Source organism: Psychrobacillus sp. FSL W7-1457, assembly GCF_038593405.1.
GTDB lineage: Bacteria > Bacillota > Bacilli > Bacillales_A > Planococcaceae > Psychrobacillus.
On record NZ_CP151993.1, the window covers coordinates 2,617,350 to 2,636,560 of the forward strand.

Consider the following 19,211-nt stretch of genomic DNA (forward strand, 5'->3'; position numbering starts at 1 on the left):
GTTTGGTTTTATGCTTGTAGAAGAAATCATGAATACATCAGTACCTACTTTAACACCGTCACATACTATAAATGATGCTTTAAAAGTCTTAAAGGAGAAACGTATTAGGCACATACCAATTGTTAATAAGGAACGTGAAGTTTTAGGGGTGGTAACAGACCGTGACTTAAAGGAAGCAACTCCCTCCTCTCTACAGGATAGAAAAGATGCGGAAATTTTAGATTTACCATTAGAAAAAATTATGACTAAGAACCCTATTACTGGGCACCCTCTTGATTTTGTCGAAGAAACAGCTAGTATTTTCTACGATAATCGTATAGGTTGCCTACCTATAGTGAGTCAAGGAAAGCTAGTCGGCATGATTACAGAATCTGATCTTCTCTATAAATTTATCGAGCTGACAGGTGTGCATCAGCCGGGATCTCAGATGGAAATACGGGTACCCAACCGACCAGGCGTCTTATTTGAAATATCTAAAGTAATTTATGAGCAAAAAGTGAATTTACTTAGCGTCTTAGTATATCCCGATAAAAATGATAGTGAATACAAGATTCTCGTTCTACGTGTCAAAACGATGAATCCTCTCAAATTGGTTCAAGCAGTAAGAGATGCCGGCTTTGAGGTTTTATGGCCAAGCCAGCCGGGATTGAATGTATGAAAAAGAATGCTGTTTTTATCTTCTCAGAAAATCAGCTTGGTTATAAATTTTCAGAAACTCATCCCTTTAACCAAAAACGCCTGACACTTACTGTTGACCTTTTAATGGAAATGAATTCACTATCACCTTCGGATATTGTGGCACCCCGTATAGCAACAGATGAAGAACTATGTTTAGTGCATGACCCTAGTTACATTGATATTGTTAAAAAAGCTAGTCAAGAGACAGAGAGTACCTCCAAATATGAGAGTTATGGGATTGGAACGGAAGATACCCCAATTTTCCCCCAAATGCATGAAGCAAGTGCCAGCTTAGTTGGAGGCACACTTACTGCTGTAGACTATGTAATGGAGGGAAAATCCAATCACGCGGTAAACTTAGGTGGTGGACTGCATCATGGTTTTAAAGGCAGAGCCTCTGGATTTTGTGTCTATAATGACAGTTCCGTTGCGATTAAATATATGCAGGAAAAGTATAATGCTCGTGTACTTTACATAGACACGGATGCTCATCACGGTGATGGCGTGCAATGGAGCTTCTATGACGACCCTAATGTTTGTACTGTTTCTATTCACGAAACCGGAAGATATCTTTTCCCTGGAACCGGAAATATTACCGAAAGAGGAACTGGTGAAGGCTATGGAACTTCTTTTAATTTCCCCATCGATGCCTTTACAGAGGATGATTCTTTTCTGGATATTTATCGGACAAGCTTAACGGAGATTGTCGAATGGTTTAAGCCTGATGTTATTTTAAGTCAAAATGGTGCCGATGCTCATTATTTTGACCCCCTCACGCACTTGTATGGAACGATGAATATCTATAGAGAAATACCTAAACTTGCCCACGAGCTAGCACATAAGTATTGTGAAGGTCGTTGGATAGCGGTTGGTGGTGGTGGATATGATATTTGGAGAGTCGTCCCAAGGGCTTGGTCTTTACTTTGGATGGAGATGAATGACATTCCATCGCCAACTGGGAATCTTCCAAAGGCCTGGCTCGATAGATGGAGCGCAGAGTCACCTATTCCCTTTATCCCAACGTGGATGGATCCAAATCCACTCTATGAGCCTATTCCTAGAAAGCTAGAGATAACGGAAAAGAACAAGCAAATGCTAGATAAAGCTTTGTATCAGCTGCGAAGTCAAAAGTCATACAAAAAGCTAGACTAATAATTTATCATAAAAAAACAGGGTGGTTATTAACTCCACTCTGTTTTTATTTCTCTGCATTATTTAAAATGGCAAAGAACTCTTCCCCACCCTTCATCTCGTAGTTTTTCTCTGAACTGATAACATAAAGGGAACTCCTCTTTGAATCAAGGAACATCGCATAGCCTGTATTTAGTGTGATGTTAATTCGATAATCATGATCAGCAGTTGATTCGGCTGGTATAAATTTTGCATTCTTAAAAATCTTTATGAGATCGTGCTGTCTTTCTAATGGAATTTCAACTTCTTCAAATATATTTTCTCTTTCTACATCAATACTATGAACATTTAAGAATTGGTTATCTAAATTAAAGTTTGCATTTTCTAATATGTCTGTCGCAGAGTACTCCTGGTTGCCCATTCCAAATCTCATAAAAATTATACCTATAGTTACGACAATAACCGCTATCCATGCAATTTTCTTCACAGAACGCCTTCTCTCTATACTTTTTAGAAGTCATAATCTTATTAATGAATACTCAAGAAGGATTTTTATAAATTAGCATCTTACATATTTTCTTTTAAAACCAAGTCTATCCCTATCTATTTCTTTTTGTATATTGCTATATGCATCCAGAAGGCTACTTTTTTTCTTATGCTGATTTATTTCTATTGTTCCTATTGATTTAGCAGTTTCTATAGCCTTTTCATGAAGCGGCAAATAGGAAACACCCACGGTGTAAATAAAATTATTCATAGAGGATTTAACTCGCTCTGGCGAATCATGTATGCTTTTACTCACAATATCCAGCATATTAGATATCTTACTCTTAGAAAATTCCTCATCTTTTCTATTTCCTAATAGCCAACAATAACAGCTCCAACCAGCTGACCTTGTTAACTCTTCATCACATGCAATCCATTGATCGGCAACGTCTTGCGCAAGATCAGACTCGGACAATGTAACGGCTACAACGTAATCAGACAGCATATAAAAATATGCCCCCTTTACCCAACGCTCAAAATCAGACACCTTCATAGCTTTAGGATCTGCAATAATTCCTGCGAAGTACATCGCATCGTAATTCCCTGTCGCATAAAGCTCCTCCGCTAACTCCTGATTAATTTTAATCTTCTTTGCAATTGGCTTCATTGCCCCTGTAGCTACCCCAAAAAGCGGTTCCCGGGCACCATTAGAAAGGTATATTTTTTTAGTCCGTTCCTTACCTAACGCTTCAAGCTCCTGCATTACCGTTTCAATATTCATGATTAGCTACTCCCCCACTTTATATTTTTGACATACGCTTATTTCTAACATTCATTTCATCTTAAAAATAATAGATTTCTAATTTATAGAGATTAAATTATAATAAGCTGTAAGAAAAAGTAATTTTTAACTACTGTGTTAAATATAATTTCGTAAGATTCATAGCTAATACTATTAAAGATTGCCGAGAAAAGAGGTATACATTTGGGTTTTACCATTTTATTGTTTATCGGTTTGTTATTCTTTGTTATCTGTTTTATCGTAGGTGCTTTCTATTGGTATAGTGATAGAGGAAATAAATTTTAAAATTCGCAAAGACTTTTACTATCACTCTTTTGCACCCAAGCAAATAAGAGCATCTTACCTGATCATCTTCGCATACTTTGCCCAACTTAGATGTTTCTAGACCTCTGCGTAAATATACCGATTACTATGATAATCGTACCATTAAGTACAAACAAAAAACTAAAAAATACCATAAGCATCCCAGTTGCAAACCCACCAGGGTCAAAGGGACTCACACTTGCATATGTAACAAAAAAAACTAAAGGCGTTAAAAGTAAGACAATTATTCCAGCCCAGATTCTTTTCCTTTTATTTTTTCCAGCAATTTTGAATGCCATCAAGTTTGTTATACCCAAGACAATGAAGAATATTAAAAGAATTATAATCCCTATCTGAACCAACTCCTTTTTACCTAAATAATACCATATTTTATTTATTAATGATTTTTTATTTAAGGAGTCCAATAATATGAAGACTTGGAAGTGTAAAACCACTAACCAATTTTTTGATTACTTGGATTTTCACGACTGCGTAATATCGTACAACTTTTATTATGTGAATACATCTGTGTAAGAAGTAACAAAAAAATGAGGTGATATTATGGGATTTATGTTCAATAAGATAACACTTTTTAGCATAAGCTTTATATCAATTTGTTTAATAGTAATTGGATTTATATTACAAACCATCCTTATCCCTTTACAAGATATCGATCTTATAAGTAATAATGAACTATTGGAATATCAAAAAGAATATGCAATAAATTTTCCCTTAGGAACAGGACTACTCCATTTAGGTCAGTATCTTATGGTTTTAGTTATAATTCTATTCATTATTAAGTTTATAAAATTAAAAAGTAATAATCAAAAATCAGATGTATAACTATCCAACTAAAATATTTGTTCTTCAACTAACGCGTCCTTTATCAAAATATGGCCATCATTTCGGTTGTCTGTCTGTTGTTATGTCCAAAACAATAAGTGTGTTGTTTAACTTGTGTTCAGCAATCGGGCTCAATTCTCGAACTATGAATTGTGCTATTTCAACAATAGGGCCATTTAGTTTGATATGAATAATCTTATTCCAATAAAAAAAGGGGAGAAACTTTGATCAATGTTGGTAGAATTAAGAAATATTAATGAAGATAATTACGAGGAGTGTTTGAATTTACGTTCATCGGTTACCAATGATGACTTTGTAGATTCTGTAGCGTGGTCTTTAGCGGAGGCGTGGGTGTTTTACGATGCTTCTCGTCCCTTTGCGATTTATGCCGGTGATGTTATGGTGGGCTATGTTCTAATGTATATTGGCGAAAATAACCCTCAAATCATTAATTTCATGATAGATAGAGATTTTCAAAAACAGGGTTATGGGGTGGCTGCCGCTAAGCTTTGCGTTGAATACCTGTGTAAAGAGTGCAACGCAAGTAAAATTTCTTTACCAGTTGAACGTGAAAATAGCGTTGCTCAAAGTTTTTGGAGTAAGGCAGGCTTTGAGATGACAGACGACATGGAGAACGGTTATCTCTTTATGCGGTTATACATACCTGAAAAATGAGCTTGAAGTTAAGTGCCGTTTCCAAAAGACATTACATACTTCCTTTTTGAGGTTGCACATATGTTAATTAGTTGAATAAGGAATTGATTAGAATGCCAATATTTTAAGCATACCCACTTACTCCATTCAAAACGAATGGGGTATTTTAAATTTAATAGGAATTTTAATTCTATACTTGTTGAATTTTGTGTTCTATAAATATAGAATGAATATTAAGAATATAAATTATATTAAAGAGGTGTTAAAGTGGATGTTTTAAATCTTACAAGTAAGAGAAGAGAATCCTATCAAATTCAACTAGAATACTCAGTTTTGTGGGAATGTGCTTTGGGGATAGCTGCAATAACCAATACCCCATTTATTAAAACTTTAGAAAACCCAGAGGATCATTGGGAGGACCTGAAAAAATCCTTCTCAAAAGAACTATTAGAGCATTTGAACTTTGTTGAAAGCAACAATACTTGGAAAGCCCTACTACAATTGCTACATAAGAAAAGATTTAACGATTTATTGGAGTTTACTTCCTACATAATGGATATTCCAGATACAGATTTTAAATTTATTTGTTTACCCTTTGTTGGCATGAAATTTCAACTCATAAGAAATAAAGCAGCATTAGGCGAGGAAGCGGCTATTGAGGAAATGAAATACTTAACAAGCAACAATCCCTTTTTTCCACGATACATTAAATTCATTAGTACAACAGATGTCAGCTTTCTAAAAGAACACCTTATAGTAGTGATGAAAGGTTGGTATGAAGCTGTTATTAATAAAGATCTAGAAAAACTTAAGACAATACTACAAACTGACTATGATATGAAAAAGCAAATGTCTGACAAAATGACTTCTGAAAGACTGGTTGAATGGGCAACTGGAGGAATTGTTTATATGCCAGAACCAAGTGTAAACAATGTTCTTTTAATACCCCAATATATATATCGCCCTTGGAATATAGAGGCAGATATTGAAGGCACTAAAGTATTTTATTATCCCGTAGCGAATGAAAGTATTACCCCCAATAATAGATACACACCAAATGACTTTTTAGTACTTAAATATAAGGCATTAGGAGATGAAGTACGAATGAGGATTGTTAAATTACTGTACGAAAATGACCGTACTTTACAAGACATTACTACTCAATTAAACGTTGGTAAATCTACAATTCATCATCACCTCAAAATTCTGAGATCAGCTAAATTAGTGGAAATCATTGAATCTAAGTATTCACTTAAAAGGAATGCGGTCGCATTTTTATATGAAGAACTAAACCTATATTTAAGAAAGTAATGAAAAAGAGGATAAAAAGGAAGGCGACTTACTATTGATAAACAATCCTAGCTTTCGTTCTATTTGGCTGAGTAGTGCAACTTCGGAATTAGGCGGTGCTCTATTTACTGCATGTAATTCAATTTTAATTTACGAGTTAACCGGCTCACCCACTGCTTTAGGATTGGTATGGCTGATTTACTACATACCATCTTTTTTTATGCAGTTATTTATTGGACCATATATTGATCGTTGGAGTCGTAAATGGATAATGATTAGTTGTCAGTTAATCCGAATGTTGCTCGCCTCTATCTTCGTCTTATTTCTTTTTCAAGATAACTTTACGATAACTTTTATTTATATCGTTCAAATTATCGTTGGAATAATTATGCCGATTTTCACACCGGCAAATCAAGCCATTTTACCAACGATTATTGAAAAAGAAAAACTACCACAAGCAAATGCATCGTTAGAGTCCGTACGACAAGTCATGGCGGTTATGGGACCGCTTTTATCAGGTGTCCTAGTAGATGTCTTCGAGATAGAGTGGATACTAGTTATTATATCAATCGCTTTTACACTAAGTGCTCTTACTTTGTTAAAAATTAATGAAAATTATATAAAAATAGCTGTTAGAAAACCGTGGATTGTAGAGTTTAAAGAAGGACTTCAATCCTATTTCAAACATAAATTAATTGTATGGCTGGGAATATTTTTCGGCTTTGTCCAATTTGGTGTAGGCGTAACGATCGTGACAACTTTGCCTTATATAACTACGATATTAAATCAGCCTTATTCGGCCTATGGTTTGTTTATGGCGGCTTTTCCAATTGGTTACACAATAGGTGCATTACTTAATTCCAAGCTAATAAATATTAAGGGTCTGGGTAATCTTTTTACTGCGTTATTCATTGGAGGATGTACATATATTTCGTTAGGTATTACACCGTGGTATTTTCTTGCAGTCTTGACAGAATGTATGGCGGGTATGGCTATAGCTATTTTTAATATATATAATATTACACTCATACAACGTTCAATTCCAAATCATTTAATGGGAAAAGTAACTTCGGTTCGCTTGTTGATAATGCGAACAATGTTACCATTAGGTATTTTATTTGCTACAGTAACCGTTCAGTTTTTTAGTATTCGAACATTATATTTTGTAATTGGTAGTGTGATATGTATTACATCATTGGTTGGGTATCTATATTTAAATAAGCAGCGTGTTTTAGATATCAGGAGTTTGTGAAACGTTTCCCTTAAACTAACACATCCTTTAACATAATATGACCATCATTTGGTGGTTTATTTTTATGTCAAAAATATCGTTAATCACAGATATGCGGATGCGTTAGTAAAATTAAAATGAGCCAGGAGAAAATATCCTAGCTCATTTTTTATATGTATTTAAAATCACACTTTACCTCTAACATAGTTATGTCCTACAATATTTTCTTTAAAATTAATTCATCATTTAGTGGGATTCCATCATGTCCAATTAAAGGTATGGTAGGTTTTAAATTTCGTGCCTTGTTTACACCATTAGGAATAATAGATGTAATTCTATAATTTCTTTTTTGGTAAAATCTCAAAGCGTTCAAATTATCATTTGTCGTTACTAGACTTACTACTTGGAGTTTCTTTTGCATTGCTATGTATTCAACCTTTTCCATTAATGAAGAGCCAATGCCCTTTCCTTCTTGGAGACTATCTAATGAAATAACCTCCATTTCATTATCTTTAGTAACATAAGTAACTAACCCAACAATCTGATTGTTATCCTCGAATATGAAGCCCTCCAATTGATCGCATAGATAGATCCCTGTTGAAACTACCATCTCAGTACTTCCCCAATTTTCCTTAAAAAATGAAACAACCTTTTCTCTATTTTCTATCGTTATTTCTTTAATACTCATTTGCTAATACCCCATTTCTCTCAATTATTTATTTAAGATTACTACATTAAATATCATCCCTTTTTCCAAAGCAGTCCGTATAAACCTGCCATTCCTTTAACAAAGCTTTAGCTTAAGATATATTATCCTAAACTAGTATTATTTTACTTTCAGTGTATCACTTTTCAAAAAAACAACCACAAAAAAAGAGCCATGAAATTCATGACTCTTTCTCCATATATTTTATTTTACTGTTTTTCTTTCTTCAATACGATAAGGAAGCACTACATTTTGTTCCTCGATTTTTTCCTTATTCATAAACTTCGTAAGGAGTCTCATAGAAACTGCTCCTATATCATATAAAGGAAGCACAACGCTAGTTAGTTGTGGACGAACCATTCGAGCAAGCTTAGAATTCTCAAAGCTAATAATTTCGATATCATTAGGAACATTTAATCCACTATCCTGCGCTCCGTGAATAAGCCCGATTGCGAGTTCGTCACTTCCAGCAAAAAATGCTGTTGGTGGATTCTCTAATTTCCTTAGTTGCTCCCACGCTATTAGACCATCGTCATACGTGTTATCGACACCTACTATTAAATCCTCATCTACATCGATACCTGCATTTTCTAACGCCTCTTCATAACCTGCAAGCTTAAAGTCACGATTAATAGGAGAAGAAATGGAACCCGATATAAAAGCGATCCTATTGTGTCCATTTTGGATTAGTCGATTTACTGCATCGATAGCTGCCTCACGATACTCTATATTTACAGAAGGGAAAGAATTAGAATGCTCCACGGTGCCTGCCAGAACAACTGGCACATTGGAACGGTTCATCTCATGTAGCATTTCCTCTGAAATATAGTCACTCATCATAACTACACCATCTACCTGTTTACTTAAGAGGGTGGTCAATAACTGAACTTCTTTTTCTTCCTGTTGATCCGAATTGGTTAAGATAATATTATAGCGATACATCGTAGCAATATCCTCTATCCCTCGAACAAGCTCGGCATAGAACACGTTTGATATATCAGGAATAATAACCCCTACCGTTTTTGTTTTTTTACTTGCCAAGCCTCTTGCCACTGCGTTTGGTCGGTAATCTAATCGTTCAATCACAGCCAACACCTTTTGTCGAGTTGCTGGTTTTACGTTTTGATTGCCATTAACTACACGGGAAACAGTGGCCATCGATACGTTTGCTTCTCTGGCTACATCATAAATAGTGATAGTCATTGTATTCCCTCCTTTACTTATCTAATTTATAGTATATATGTAAATAATACTTTATATCCTTAATAACTTTCAATTATATAATAAAACCGACTCTTATTTAGAGTCGGTTTTGTGTCAATTTATGCGTGAATCTCATGATTTTTCATGAATTTTTGGATGGAATCGTAAAACTCATCAAATTGTTTTAAGTTCATCTGTTGAGCAGCATCAGATAATGCTACCGCTGGATCTGGATGTACTTCAGCCATTACCCCGTCTGCACCAATGGCAATTGCAGCTTTAGCGGCTGGTAAAAGAATATCACGACGTCCAGTGGAATGTGTTACATCTACAAATACTGGCAAGTGCGTTTCTTGTTTTAAGATTGGCACTGCTGAGATATCTAAGGTGTTTCTAGTAGCTCTTTCATATGTGCGGATACCACGTTCACATAGGATGATTTGATCGTTTCCTTGTGACATAATATATTCTGCAGCATGGATAAACTCATCTAACGTAGCTGCAATTCCTCGTTTTAAAAGGATTGGCTTATTAATTTGTCCAACTGCCTTTAATAGCTCAAAGTTTTGCATATTACGTGCTCCGACCTGTACGACATCTACATAGTCAAGTGCCTCATCTAAATGACTTGGAGTCACAATTTCAGAAACAACCGCTAAACCAAATTCTTCAGAAATTTGTTTTAAGATCTTTAATCCTTCTAATCCAAGTCCTTGGAAGTCGTAAGGAGATGTACGTGGTTTGTATGCTCCACCGCGAATTAGCTTTAGACCTTTAGATTGGATTGCAGCAGCAACCTCTGCAACCTGTGTATATGATTCTACAGCACATGGACCAAATACAAATGATGGTGCCCCTGTACCAATTTGTTCACCGTTAATCGTTACGATTGTGTCCTCTGATTTCTTTTTACGAGAAACAAGAAGCGCTTTTTTCTGATCATCGACTTGTAATTCTAGAGCCGTTTTAAAAATTTCTTTAAAAATATGCTCCACAGTAGATTGTGGTAAAGGACCATCATTGTGTTCTTTAAGATGATCTAGCATATGTCTTTCACGAAGAGGATCATATCTATTAACACCTTGCTTTTCTTTTACTCTACCTATTTCTTGTACTACTCCAGCTCTTTCATTGATCAAACGTAAAATTTCTACATTGACCTCATCAACTCGGCTTCGTAAAGCCTCTAAATCCATTTGATTCATAGATATTTCTCCTTTCGTTTCAGCTACGACTCTTTCTATCGCCTGAAAATTGTGATACATTTTAAGATATAAAATATATTATAATCAATTAATCTAAGAATGTCACGTTTTTTATTTTAGCGATTCAACTCGCTAAAGTGTTTTATCCAACAAAGGAAGTGAGAACTTGTCATCAACCCTATTTGCATTAGATATCGGAACCCGTTCGGTAGTAGGTATTATTTTAGAGGAACGAGATGGGTCTTTCCATGTGGTAGACATCCTCGTAGAAGAACATAAGGATCGTGCGATGCTGGATGGTCAAATACATAATGTGCTCAAAGTTGCTGAAGTTATACAATCTATAAAAGAAAAGCTAGAAGAAAAGCATGGTCCTCTAGAGAAGGTAAGTGTGGCCGCTGCTGGACGTGCTCTAAAAACAGAACAAGCTGAAGTGAAAATGGATATAAAAAATCGCCCAATTTTCTCTGAAGAGGACGTGAGCAGGCTGGAACTCTCTGCAGTGCAGCATGCACAGAATAGTTTGGTGCATCCTGATATCGATAAACAATCCAGCCATTACTATTGTGTTGGCTACAGTGTACTTTATTACAGATTAGATGGTGATGAAATCGGCAGCCTAGTTGACCAGCAAGGCGATGAGGCTTCAGTAGAAGTAATTGCTACCTTCCTACCTAGAGTAGTTGTAGAGTCCCTTATATCAGCTTTAAAGCGTGCAAATCTTGAGATGGAAGCATTAACACTCGAGCCAATTGCTGCTATTAATGTTTTAATCCCCCCTTCTATGCGACGACTGAACGTAGCACTAGTGGATATTGGGGCAGGAACATCAGATATCGCTATAACTGATTTTGGAACTGTCGTTGCTTACGGCATGGTTCCGTATGCTGGAGATGAAATCACGGAAGCATTAAGTGAGCATTATTTGTTAGACTTCCCTCTTGCTGAAAAAGCTAAACGAGCGATTAATAATAATGAATACATACAAATTCAGGACATACTTGGTTTTGAACAGGACGTACCAAAAGATGAGGTAATTGCAGCCTTAAAACCAACGATCACAGAACTTGCTAGTGAAATATCAAAAGAAATCTTACGTTTAAATAATAATCGTTCACCAAAGGCTGTCATGCTTGTAGGAGGTGGCAGCTTAACACCTACCATTACGACTTCGCTGGAACAAGCTTTGAGTCTGCCGGCTAACCGAGTTGCTGTAAGAGGTATAGATGCGATACAAAATTTAACGAAGGAAGAACATATCCCTGTCTCTCCTGAGCTAGTTACACCTATTGGAATTGCTATTGCTGCAAAAAAGTCTCCTATTCAGTATATGTCAGTAAAAGTGAACGAGCAGGTTGTTCGTTTATTTGAACTGAAGGAAATGACAGTGGGTGATGCACTTTTAGCAGCAAATATCTCTACGAGAAAGCTATATGGGAGACCAGGAGTGGCCTTATCGATTCATCTGAACAACCAAACAATCCATATTCCTGGTGGTCATGGTCAGGCTGCAATAGTCAAAGTGAATGGCTTGGAAGCTACTACGAAAACAATTATTAAAAATTTGGACATCATAGAGTTAATGGAAGGTAAGGATGGAACTCCAGGAACTGCGACCGTACGAGACCTACTTGATGAGGCAATAGCTCAGTCCTTTAGCTTTGAAGGAGAAACTCATATAGTAGAGCCAAGGATTTTTATCAACGGGGTACCATCTTCGGCTGACACTGAATTGAAGGAAAGAGACAAAATTACTATAGAGACTGTTCAAACAGTCGAACAGCTTTTACATTATATTGGTAAAGAAATGTATATTCATAAGTTAAAACCATACACCATAACGATAAATGAAAAGAATCATTATATCCCTACTTTAACTCCTACCCTTCTCATTAACGGAGTAAAAGGGAAACTGGAAAGTCCCATAAAGGACAACGATGTAATCACAATTAGCTCTAGTGAAGCTCCGACTTTAGAAATACTTGCTAATGCATTAGATAAAAAAATAGATGCTCAAATAGAAATTACCTTTCAAAACGAAAAAGTAAAACTTTATAAGGAGTGCTCAGTTGTTAAGATCGGTGAAGTCACAATTCATGCAAATGATGTTGTGCGTACGGGTTCAATACTTGTATGGGAAGAAATAAATACTACACCATGGATTTTCCAGGACGTTTTTCGATTCTCGGAATGGACCCTTCCCGAGAATGCCGGCTCTTTTCAAATCTTAAGAAATGGACAACCCTCTCGATTTGATGAAGAAATTTTCGGTGGAGATCATTTAGAAATACTCTTTAATTAGTGGAGAAAATATTGTACTCAAAACAAACATGTAGGAAGTGAAAAATTGAAAGATTTACAAACATTGCTACGCAAACACGAGTTACTGCACCAAGAGTCAGCTATTTTAACCGCGGCAAGACAATCAGTTAAAATCATTAAAAATAAAATGGAGGAAGAGCATATTCCGTTAGGTTCCTCTAAAATTGGTGGTTTACCGGACTTTCCTGAAGATTGGGAGTTTCCGAGCTACAACAATCGCTTGCTCTCTTTTTTAGGGCAATTTAACCTAAAGGAAATAGAGCCATATAAAGCGGAAAATATTCTTCCGGTTAGTGGGATACTTTATATATTTTATGATGTGGTAGAACAGCCCTGGGGTTTTGAAGAAGACGAGGGATGTTTTAAGGTTTTATACTTTGATGGAGATGAAAATGAGTTAAAAAGGAAAGAATACCCGGAAGAGACAGAAGATTATTTCCCTTTGCCTGTTTTTAAAGTTACATTCACAAATGAGCTAACATTACCGGAGTATACGGAAGATATGGAGTTTAGTGATGAGGATGAAGAAAACTACTCTGAAATGAGGCACGAACTTATCCAGCCAAGTGATGAGAAAGGGAACTACGAACCGGCTCATTATATGTTAGGGTATCCATTTAGCATTCAAAATGATGTTTTTGATGAATTTGATTTAAAACCAGAAGAAGCTGTTCTTCTTCTACAGATTGATTCAGATGAAGAAGATTTAAAATTGATGTGGGGCGATTCAGGCATCATATATTTCTGTCTGGATAAGACCTCACTAGCTAATAAACAATTCGATAAAGTTCAATTTACATTGCAATGTTTTTAATCCTTAAATACAACAAAGGGCTACCTTACATATATACACGGCTTTGATTCAGAGAAGAGTTTTTTCCTAATTCCACTAACCAGGGACTTCACTTCAAAGCATAAATCCCCTTAAAAACACAAAAGTGAAATTGCAATATGCAATTTCACTTTTTGTATGGCATGAGATTAAATATCTCCGGCCACATCTTTTATTATTTTGTTGTATTAGTTTTAGAATCTGAAGTTTCTTCTGCAATTGCTTCTTTAATAGCTTCCGCTACAGCTGTTGCGTTTTCTTCTTCATCTGTTAGCTCTTCTGTCGTTTTAGAAATGGTTTCCATGAATTCCATTGGCTCTTCGCCCTCGGAAGAAGCAGTGCCATCATCTAATGGAGAAGCAGGAGCACCTTTAATATTTTTCACTTTTTCTACAAGCTGTCCAGATTGCTCCTGAAGCTGTTTAGATAGCTGAGTTGTTTTCTCTTTAGCAGTAGAAGAAAGATCCATTGTTTTATCCTTCAATTGACCTGCTTGTGTGCTTAACGTACCACGAAGCTCAGTTCCAGTCTTTGGTGCTAATAATAGAGCAGTTGTAGCACCGATAATACCACCGATCACTACACCCATGATAAAGTCTTTACCGTTTACTTCCTCGTCCTTATAAACATTGTGACGACTCTCATTATAAGAAGGCATTGGTGGATAGCTAGGCTGTCCTTGTCGGTCATATGAAGATTGGTTTGCATAGTACTCTTGGTTAAATTTTGCATCATTGTAATTTGGTTTGTTTGATTCGTAATTTGTCATATTCCATTCCTCCAGTAAGATTATTTTAAATTATCTTTTTCAAATGTATAAAAGCCTGCTTGCTCCATTGCTTTACGCTCTTTCCATTTGTCGCGGATCCCTAAGAAAATGCTACTCCACTGAACAACCTGAGCAATCTTTTCTTCGTTCTTCTCCACTTCTGATGTAACAGATGTAGATAAACGTTGAATCGAATTGTTGAAGCCATTGACAGATGTTCCTACATTTTTTACTGCTTCTACCACAGTATTTAGCTTCTCAGATTTATCTTGAATATCTTCAGCTAACTCGTTTGTTTTATGCAAAAGCTCGGCTGTTTCTTTTGTCACATTTTGTAAATGTGTCTCTAACCCATTCAATGTTTCGGCAACATTGTTTAAGGTCTTTTTAACGGAAGACAAAGTCACCGCCAGGCTTATACATAAGATTAAAAAAGCAATGGCTGCTACAATTGCCGCTATGTATAAAAGATTTTCCATGTGGACACTCCCCATTTCTTGTTATGTAATATTTTTACCCCAAATGAATCAAACTAAACTTCTTACTCTATATACTATACTACTTTTTTTTGAAAACTCCTCTAAAAAATGCTTAATCTACATAAGAGATTAAGCATTTTTATTAATTATTTAGTTTTTTTTCAAATGCTTGTTGATATTTTTGGACATCTCCTGCGCCCATAAACATATACACCGCATTTTCATGATTTAGTAATTGCTCCACGTTGTCTTCCTGAAGGATATGACTACCTTCTATAAGATCACCTAGTGTTTCAATCGTTAATGTACCAGTATTTTCTCTAGCAGAGCCAAATATATCACATAGGTATACTTCATCAGCCAGGCTTAAGCTTTCCTTAAATTCATTTAAGAATTTTTGTGTTCTTGTATACGTATGTGGCTGGAATATTACTACTAGCTCTCTGTCCGGATACTTTTGACGTGCTCCTTGGATTGTTACTGAAATTTCTGTAGGATGATGTGCATAGTCATCAATTATTACACGATTTTCTATAACAGTCTCAGTGAAACGGCGTTTTACACCCTCAAATGACTCCAAGCCGCTCTGAATGACCTCTGCAGGCACTCCTTCATAATGGCAAAGAGAAATAACCGAAAGTGAGTTTAAAATAACATGATCCCCGTACATTGGGATGGTAAAGCGATGATAGAACTCGTTTCTTACAAATACGTCAAAGGAAGTTCCCTCTGTCGTCTTTTCAATATTACGAGCAGCAAAATCGTTGTGTTCGCCAAATCCGTAGTAGACTACTGGCACAGATGCTTTAATACGTTGAAGATGAGCATCATCCCCACACGCTATAATACATTTCTTAACCTGCATAGCCATTTCCTGAAAAGCGTTAAATACGTCTTCAATATCGCTAAAATAATCTGGATGATCAAAATCGATATTGGTCATAATCGCATAGTCTGGGCTATATGCCAAGAAATGTCTGCGATACTCACAAGCTTCAAATACAAAATTAGAGGCGTTTTCAACCCCATTACCTGTACCATCACCAATTAGATATGCCGTTGGACTATACCCACTTAAAACATGCGCCAGAAGCCCTGTCGTTGATGTTTTCCCGTGAGCACCAGTGACAGCTATGGATGTAAACTGATTCATATATTCCCCTAAGAATTTATGATAGCGGATTACTTCCAATCCTAATTCCTTCGCTTTGACAATCTCTGGGTGAGTATCAGGGAATGCGTTCCCAGCGATGATTGTCATACCTTCTGAAATGTTATTCTCATCAAAAAGCAACACATTTATATTGCGTTCATGTAATGGTTTTTCTGTAAAAAAGTACTTTTCAATATCTGATCCTTGCACTTCATGACCTTCATCATGAAGGATTTGTGCTAACGGGCTCATACCCGATCCTTTAATCCCTGTAAAATGATACTTTGTCATACGTTGTAAACCTCCTGGGATTATTCCCACTTATATACATTGTCTAAACGTTCGTCTATTAGACGTATTCCCCATTATATCACTTTTTAGTACGTAATATTAATAAATATATTTAACTAAAAATTTGGTCTAAAGTGTCGTTTTTCAGTAACACTTCTCTCGCCTTACTGCCTCTTTGCTCCGAAATGAATCCAGCCTCATGCATAGCATCGATTAGTCTAGCCGCTCGGTTATAGCCTAAATGGAATTTTCTTTGAAGCAAGGACGTTGAAGCAGTGCCCTGTTCTACAACAAATCGGCAGGCTTCCTCAAATAAATCATCTTGCTCGGCTGCAACCTCCGACTTTTGAATTAACTCATCCTGCTCAAATATATATTCAGGAGTACCTTGACTTCTAGCAAATTCAATAACACTTTCAATTTCCTCATCCGTTACATAGGTACCTTGAATACGGACTGGACTTGACATACCATTTCCTTGATATAGCATATCCCCGCGACCAAGCAATCGTTCGGCACCTTGTTGATCCAAAATAGTACGTGAATCAATTTGAGAAGATACCGAAAAAGCAATTCGAGTCGGTATATTCGCTTTTATCAGACCTGTAATGACATCCACTGAAGGACGTTGAGTTGCCAAAACAAGATGTATACCACAGGCTCTAGCTTTCTGTGCAATACGGCATATAGCATCCTCGACTTCTGTTGGTGCCATCATCATTAAATCTGCCAACTCATCTATAACAATTACTAGGTATGGCAGTTTTTGAGCAAACTGTCTTTTTTCAGTTGCCAAAGTATTATATCTGCTAATGTCACGCACACCAATATGAGCAAATAACTGATAACGTCGTTCCATCTCCTCGACTGCCCATTTAAGTGCTGCCGTTGCTGCCTTAACATCTGTAATAACTGGGCTCACTAAATGAGGAATATGGTTAAATGGAGCAAGCTCTACCATTTTTGGGTCAATTAACAATAACTTAAGCTCATTAGGTGTTGCTTTATAAAGGAGGCTTACAAGTAAGGAATTAATAAATACAGATTTCCCTGAGCCTGTTGCACCTGCAATTAAACCATGTGGCATTTTTCTTAAATCAATAGTCACTGGTTTACCAGTCAAATCTAAACCAAGCGCTGATTCTAAAGGAGAATCTGATTCCTTAAAGACATCTGTATTAAGTACCTCCGAGATTCGAACAGCACGTGACTTTCTATTAGGTATTTCAATACCAATGGAACGCTTCCCCGGAATAGGAGCTTGTATACGAATATCCTTAGCAGCTAGTGCAAGCTTTAAATCATCTGCCAGATTACGGATTTTACTAACCTTCGTACCATGTCCAACTGTGATTTCAAACTGTGTAACTGCTGGACCTTGGACCATTTGGACAATCTCTCCACTTACTTGAAAGTACGAAAGTGCTTCTACTAATGTAAAAGCTTGATTTTCCATCCATTCTTTATCCTCATCCTTAATTTCGGGTGGTAACAGATAACTAAAGGAAGGTTTTTCATACGTAGATTGAGGTTCCTCCTCTAATGGTGGATTAACAGCAATTGTTTCCTCAATGACTACTTTTTCCTGTGTAGGAGCTCCCATTGGTTTTTCTTCCACGACGGAACGGTTAGATGTAGGACTTTGATAAAGAGGGATTATTTTATTTTCTAGTTTATTCAACTTTTCCTTATCTGACTTCAACATCAATACGTTAAACGGTCTAATTTTTTCTTTTGACTTAGTTTCAGTGACTTTAACGTCTTCTTGTTGTGGTTGCAGTTTCTCTACTTCCATATATTGTGGCTGATTTTCGACCTCTAATACCTGTTCTTTCAGGTCCTCTACTTCAACTTCTTGTTCTCGCACTTCCTCTACTGAAACTTCTATAACCGATGAAGGAGAATCTAGTATTTCAACAGCATCTTCTTTCTCTAATACTTCTGTAGCTGCGATCATTTCCACCGCTTGTTCTTCTTCTTTTAAAGTAGGAACATAGCTTTCTACTTCGTTATTCATCGGCTCAAGTTCTTCTTTTTTACCTTGCTGCTCTAGCTCAGAAACAGCATATTCTTTTATATTGTCAGTTTCTATCTCCAATATTTCGTCTGGGGTTGTTACCATTTCCACCGCTTGCTCTTTTTCTTTTGGTGTAGGTACATAACTTTCTACTTCTATACTCGTTGACGTAGGTTCTTCTTTTATTGTAACCTCGTTCAAAACAGGAACTTCTGGCTCTACCGTCACATCATTTTTTTCTTGCTCGTATAATTCTGTAGTCGTTACCAATTGTTCCGGTTTTTCTTCTTTCAAAATAGGAATAACTGGTTCTACTTTTTTATTTGTTAAAATGGTAACTTCTTCTTTATCAACTTGTTCCTGCTGGTAGCTGTTACGAAGATTACCTTTTGGCTTATTATAGCCGTACACAGGAGAAGGCACCTGCGTAAGAGTGAAAGGCCGTTTTTTCTTTTCTATAATAGGCTCGTCCACTATTACTTTTTCCACTCTTTTAGTCGTTGGTTGTAATTTCCTTTGCTGCCAGCCCTCATAAATGGGAGGAGCTTCATATATTTTCTTCTCGGGTTTTATCGGCTCTGGCTCTATAATTTCCTTTTCTTCCTTTGATCCGTACAAAAATTCATTTTTTTCGCTGTCCGATATTAATGGAAAGCGGAAAGGAGTACGTGGTTCTCTTGGAGTTAACTCCTCTACTTCCTGTTCTTCTATATGTTCTTCCTCATTATTAGAAAATAATTTTTTAAACCAATTCATTTACATCACTCTTTCTACTCGATACCTCTATTTTACCAATAATTAAGGTATACGTCTGTT

Annotated in this window: 16 protein-coding genes; 7 read left to right on the forward strand and 9 right to left on the reverse strand. The window is 36.3% G+C overall.

The annotated features are described in order from the left end of the window. The first annotated feature begins 10 nt into the window (after positions 1-10). Together NSQ95_RS12710 and NSQ95_RS12715 are read left to right on the forward strand one after the other, a co-directional pair. On the forward strand, positions 11-658 hold the full coding sequence (locus NSQ95_RS12710; RefSeq protein WP_298468321.1) for an acetoin utilization AcuB family protein: 648 nt from the start codon (positions 11-13) through the stop codon (positions 656-658). Further along, positions 628-1,830 (forward strand): acetoin utilization protein AcuC, encoded by a 1,203-nt coding sequence (locus NSQ95_RS12715; RefSeq protein WP_340882994.1) that lies wholly within the window; start codon positions 628-630, stop codon positions 1,828-1,830. The genes NSQ95_RS12710 and NSQ95_RS12715 overlap by 31 nt, the downstream gene beginning before the upstream one ends. Positions 1,831-1,876: 46 nt before the next feature. Here NSQ95_RS12715 and NSQ95_RS12720 read toward each other — a convergent pair whose 3' ends face one another. Further along, positions 1,877-2,296 (reverse strand): hypothetical protein, encoded by a 420-nt coding sequence (locus tag NSQ95_RS12720; RefSeq protein ID WP_340882993.1) that lies wholly within the window; start codon positions 2,294-2,296, stop codon positions 1,877-1,879. A gap of 72 nt (positions 2,297-2,368) precedes the next feature. After that, a complete protein-coding gene (locus tag NSQ95_RS12725) occupies positions 2,369-3,076 on the reverse strand; it encodes a DNA alkylation repair protein (RefSeq protein ID WP_340882992.1) in 708 nt (235 codons plus the stop codon). 1,398 nt (positions 3,077-4,474) lie between these two features. Between NSQ95_RS12725 and NSQ95_RS12730 the strand changes: the two genes are divergently transcribed. The 3 genes from NSQ95_RS12730 to NSQ95_RS12740 all read left to right on the forward strand — a co-directional run bounded on the left by NSQ95_RS12730 (position 4,475) and on the right by NSQ95_RS12740 (position 7,439). Continuing rightward, entirely contained in the window at positions 4,475-4,918 is a 444-nt protein-coding gene (locus NSQ95_RS12730; RefSeq protein ID WP_340882990.1) for a GNAT family N-acetyltransferase, read from the forward strand. 246 nt (positions 4,919-5,164) lie between these two features. Continuing rightward, a complete protein-coding gene (locus NSQ95_RS12735; protein ID WP_340882989.1) occupies positions 5,165-6,208 on the forward strand; it encodes a winged helix-turn-helix domain-containing protein in 1,044 nt (347 codons plus the stop codon). A 34-nt stretch (positions 6,209-6,242) separates the two neighbouring features. Beyond that, positions 6,243-7,439 carry an MFS transporter gene (locus NSQ95_RS12740; RefSeq protein ID WP_340882988.1) on the forward strand — a complete coding sequence of 399 codons (1,197 nt, stop codon included), beginning with the start codon at positions 6,243-6,245 and terminating at the stop codon, positions 7,437-7,439. A gap of 193 nt (positions 7,440-7,632) precedes the next feature. Here NSQ95_RS12740 and NSQ95_RS12745 read toward each other — a convergent pair whose 3' ends face one another. The 3 genes from NSQ95_RS12745 to NSQ95_RS12755 all read right to left on the reverse strand — a co-directional run bounded on the left by NSQ95_RS12745 (position 7,633) and on the right by NSQ95_RS12755 (position 10,532). Then, positions 7,633-8,106, reverse strand: coding sequence for a GNAT family N-acetyltransferase (locus tag NSQ95_RS12745; protein WP_340882987.1), 474 nt, complete (start codon positions 8,104-8,106; stop codon positions 7,633-7,635). 222 nt (positions 8,107-8,328) lie between these two features. Then, the gene (gene ccpA, locus NSQ95_RS12750) at positions 8,329-9,327 is read right to left on the reverse strand and encodes a catabolite control protein A (RefSeq protein WP_169360028.1); all 999 of its coding nucleotides are present in this window, start codon (positions 9,325-9,327) and stop codon (positions 8,329-8,331) included. A 119-nt stretch (positions 9,328-9,446) separates the two neighbouring features. Beyond that, a complete protein-coding gene (locus NSQ95_RS12755; protein ID WP_169360027.1) occupies positions 9,447-10,532 on the reverse strand; it encodes a bifunctional 3-deoxy-7-phosphoheptulonate synthase/chorismate mutase in 1,086 nt (361 codons plus the stop codon). A 166-nt stretch (positions 10,533-10,698) separates the two neighbouring features. Between NSQ95_RS12755 and pilM the strand changes: the two genes are divergently transcribed. Both pilM and NSQ95_RS12765 read left to right on the forward strand, forming a co-directional pair. Then, the gene (gene pilM, locus NSQ95_RS12760) at positions 10,699-12,834 is read left to right on the forward strand and encodes a pilus assembly protein PilM (protein WP_340882985.1); all 2,136 of its coding nucleotides are present in this window, start codon (positions 10,699-10,701) and stop codon (positions 12,832-12,834) included. A gap of 45 nt (positions 12,835-12,879) precedes the next feature. Further along, complete coding sequence (locus tag NSQ95_RS12765; RefSeq protein ID WP_340882984.1) at positions 12,880-13,668, forward strand: YwqG family protein; 789 nt, start codon at positions 12,880-12,882, stop codon at positions 13,666-13,668. Between the two features lie 193 nt (positions 13,669-13,861). Here the strand turns inward: NSQ95_RS12765 and NSQ95_RS12770 are convergent, their stop codons facing one another. From NSQ95_RS12770 to NSQ95_RS12785, 4 genes are all read right to left on the reverse strand, one after another. Beyond that, positions 13,862-14,455, reverse strand: coding sequence for a YtxH domain-containing protein (locus tag NSQ95_RS12770; RefSeq protein WP_251556315.1), 594 nt, complete (start codon positions 14,453-14,455; stop codon positions 13,862-13,864). Positions 14,456-14,475: 20 nt separating this feature from the next. Next, entirely contained in the window at positions 14,476-14,934 is a 459-nt protein-coding gene (locus NSQ95_RS12775) for a DUF948 domain-containing protein (protein WP_340882983.1), read from the reverse strand. Positions 14,935-15,076: 142 nt separating this feature from the next. Then, entirely contained in the window at positions 15,077-16,378 is a 1,302-nt protein-coding gene (gene murC, locus NSQ95_RS12780; RefSeq protein WP_340882982.1) for a UDP-N-acetylmuramate--L-alanine ligase, read from the reverse strand. Positions 16,379-16,490: 112 nt separating this feature from the next. After that, positions 16,491-19,151, reverse strand: coding sequence for a DNA translocase FtsK (locus tag NSQ95_RS12785; protein WP_342559718.1), 2,661 nt, complete (start codon positions 19,149-19,151; stop codon positions 16,491-16,493). Between the last annotated feature and the right edge of the window lie 60 nt (positions 19,152-19,211).